The sequence below is a fragment of the Micromonospora sp. M51 genome (genome assembly GCF_018070305.1).
Lineage (GTDB): Bacteria > Actinomycetota > Actinomycetes > Mycobacteriales > Micromonosporaceae > Micromonospora > Micromonospora parva.
In genome coordinates this window covers 1-2,816 of the sequence record NZ_JAGPXZ010000764.1, presented here as the reverse complement: position 1 = coordinate 2,816, position 2,816 = coordinate 1, and the positions used below count along the sequence as shown (strand labels likewise).

The 2,816-nt window shown below is 73.3% G+C and carries 2 protein-coding genes and 1 pseudogene; 2 read left to right on the top strand and 1 reads right to left on the bottom strand.

Annotated features, from left to right (window positions below):
* Window positions 1–1,325 (top strand): MinD/ParA family protein (locus tag KBX53_RS28375; protein WP_369010015.1); only part of this gene is annotated, 1,325 nt, incomplete at its 5' end.
* Between the two features lie 45 nt (window positions 1,326–1,370).
* On the opposite strand, the gene KBX53_RS28370 is transcribed toward KBX53_RS28375, so the two are convergent.
* On the bottom strand, window positions 1,371–1,799 hold the full coding sequence (locus tag KBX53_RS28370) for a DUF3151 domain-containing protein (RefSeq protein ID WP_030332142.1): 429 nt from the start codon (window positions 1,797–1,799) through the stop codon (window positions 1,371–1,373).
* Between the two features lie 249 nt (window positions 1,800–2,048).
* Here KBX53_RS28370 and KBX53_RS28365 point away from each other — a divergent pair.
* A pseudogene (locus tag KBX53_RS28365) lies at window positions 2,049–2,816 on the top strand (hypothetical protein); the annotation flags it as partial.

Below are 2,816 nucleotides of genomic sequence, written 5' to 3'. Positions count from 1 at the left end.
GCGGGACGCCTCCGATTCCGCCCCCGCCTCCCGTCGTCCCGTACGTCGGTCCCGCGCAGGCGCACCCGGGGCAGCCGCCCGTCCCCGGGCAGACCGGCTCGGCGCAGATTCCGCCGCCGCCCGACGTGACGCAGTTCAGCTACCCGCCGCCCGGCCCTCCCGCGCCGCCGCCCGTCGCTGCGCAGGCCGGGCCGGCGACCCCACCGCCGGGACCGTTCCCGCCCTCGCCGGGTTGGTACCCACCGCCCTGGCAGCAGGGGTCACCCGCCGGTACGCCGGGGCAGCCGTACCAGGAGGCCGACGGGGTGACCCGGGTGCCGGCACCGGGGTACCCGGACGCGACGGCGTACCCGGACGCGACGGCGTACCCGGACGCGAGCTGGACACCGGAGGACACCGCCGCGCCGACCGCCGAGGACTTCGCCCGACGCCGCCAGGTCCGACCCGCCGACCCGGTGGCGACCATGGGTGTACGCGCGGTGGTCAACAAGATGGGCCTGCTCCGGCTCGCCCCGGGCCGGCACGAGCAGGAGCTCAAGCGGGACATCGAGATGGTGCGCCGCAACTTCGGCGGTCTGCGGCAGGTGACGGTCGTCAACCCGAAGGGTGGCGCGGGCAAGACGGTGGCGATCCTGCTGCTCGCGATGACGTTCGGTCAGAAGCGTGGCGGCTACGTGCTGGCCTGGGACAACAACGAGACCCAGGGCACCCTGGGGATGCGCGCCCAGCAGGACTTCCACTCCCGCACGGTGCGGGACATGCTGCGTGACCTCGGGCAGTTCCAGGGCGCGCACGGGCGGGTGGGTGACCTGTCGCAGTACGTGCGTTCCCAGGGCGAGGGGATGTTCGACGTACTGGCCTCGGACGAGTCGGCCACCGGTGGCGAGATGTTGACCGCCGCCGCGTTCGCCGAGATCCGTGAGGTGGTCAGCCGGTTCTACAAGTTGATCTTCGTGGACACCGGGAACAACGTCCGGGCGCAGAACTGGCAGGCGTCGATGGACGCCACGGACCAGTTGGTGGTCACGATGTCGGCTCGTAACGACTCCGCCGAGACGGCGGCCCGGATGCTCGACCACCTGGAGCAGAGCGGCCGGCAACGGCTGGTCCGGCAGGCCGTGACGGTGGTGTCGATGCCGCCGTCCCGCAAGGAGATCGACCTGCCGGCCATCCAGGAGCACTTCGCGGCCCGCACCCGGGCGGTGCTGCTGGCCCCGTACGAGCGACTCATCGACAGTGGCGAGCCGATCCGGTACGGCGGGCTCTCCTCGGCCACCCGGGACGCCTGGCTGAAGATCGCCGCCGCGGTCGCCGAAGGGCTGTGACCCGCCGACGGCCGGCCCGATGTCGGGCCGGCCGTCGGGGTGGGGTCAGTTGCTCGCGAGCGCGTCCGCCGCTTCCGGGTCGCAGTCACGCAGGAACTGGGCACAGCGGGCCGCCTCGTCGGCCTCGCCGATCTCGTCGGCCGCCCGGGACAGCACGTACAGGCAGCGGAGGAAACCCTGGTTGGGCTCGTGCGACCACGGCACCGGGCCGTGCCCCTTCCACCCACTGCGGCGCAGCTGGTCGAGGCCCCGGTGGTAGCCGGTGCGGGCGTACGCGTACGCCGTCACCACCTGGCCCTGCGTGAAGGCCCGCGCCGCCAGCTCCGCCCAGGCGGCGCTGTAGGTCGGGAAGCCCGCCGCCACGTCGGCGTACGCCTCATCGGTGCCGGCCTCGTTGGCGGCGGCCAGGGCGGCGTCGGCCTCGTCGTTCACGGGCAGGCGGGTGGCCGGTGGCTCTGGCAAAAGGTTCTGCATCGCCCCATTCAACCCGCTGGACAGGGCGACACGCGAGCGGGTCGGCCGACGTGTTCCGCTGAACGGCTGAGGAGTTGGTCACGCCTGCGGCCTATGCCGCCGCCTGGTGTTTTCCATTACAACTAATGGTCCGGAGCCTCCCCAGGAACCGGTTATGCAGGAGCCCGGTGGCCACGACCGCCGGGCTCCTGTCGGTTCCGCCCCCGGCCCGAGGTTTGACCTGCCCCGGCGGAGGGGCAGGATGGCCCGGTGCCGACCCCACCTCCCGCAGACGTCATCGAGCCGCACCTGCACGCCGGCGAGATCCAGACCCGGGCCGAGTTCGACCAGCAGCTGACCACCGGTCGGCTGACCGGGCTGACCGTGCAGGGTCTGCGGCTCGACCTCGCGCCGGTGCCCGACCTGACCGGTGTCGACGTCACCGGCACCCTCTTCGTCGGTTGCCGGTTCGCGGCCCGGGACGTGGGCGCCGACCTGGTCCGGCGCGGCGCGAACGTGGTGCCGCCGTTCTCCGGGTTGCCGTACCCGACCCAGCCGACCCACCTCTACACCCCGGAGGAGCTGGCCGCCGGGTTCGCCGAGGGCGGGTTCACCGGGATGTACGACACCCGGGTGTACGACCACTACCGGGCGCACGGCGGCGCGCTGCCGGACGTCAGGGAGGCGCTGGGTCAGCGGCTGCACGACCACGGCGTGGACAACGCGCTGGCCGACGCCACCCGGGTCTGGTTGGCCGCGTACGGGCCGCAGTCGGTGGTGGGCATCATGGGTGGCCACGCGGTGCGGCGCGGCAGTCCCGCGTACCGGATGGCGGCCGTGCTGGGTTGGGAGCTGGCGCGGGCCGACCGGCTGGTGGTGACCGGTGGCGGCCCCGGGGTGATGGAGGCCGCGAACCTCGGCGCCTACCTGGCGGACCAGCCGGCGGCCGAGGTCACGGCGGCGATCGACCTGTTGGCCACCGCCCCGGACTTCACCGACCACCACCGGTACACGGCCACGGCGTTGACGGTCCGGCAA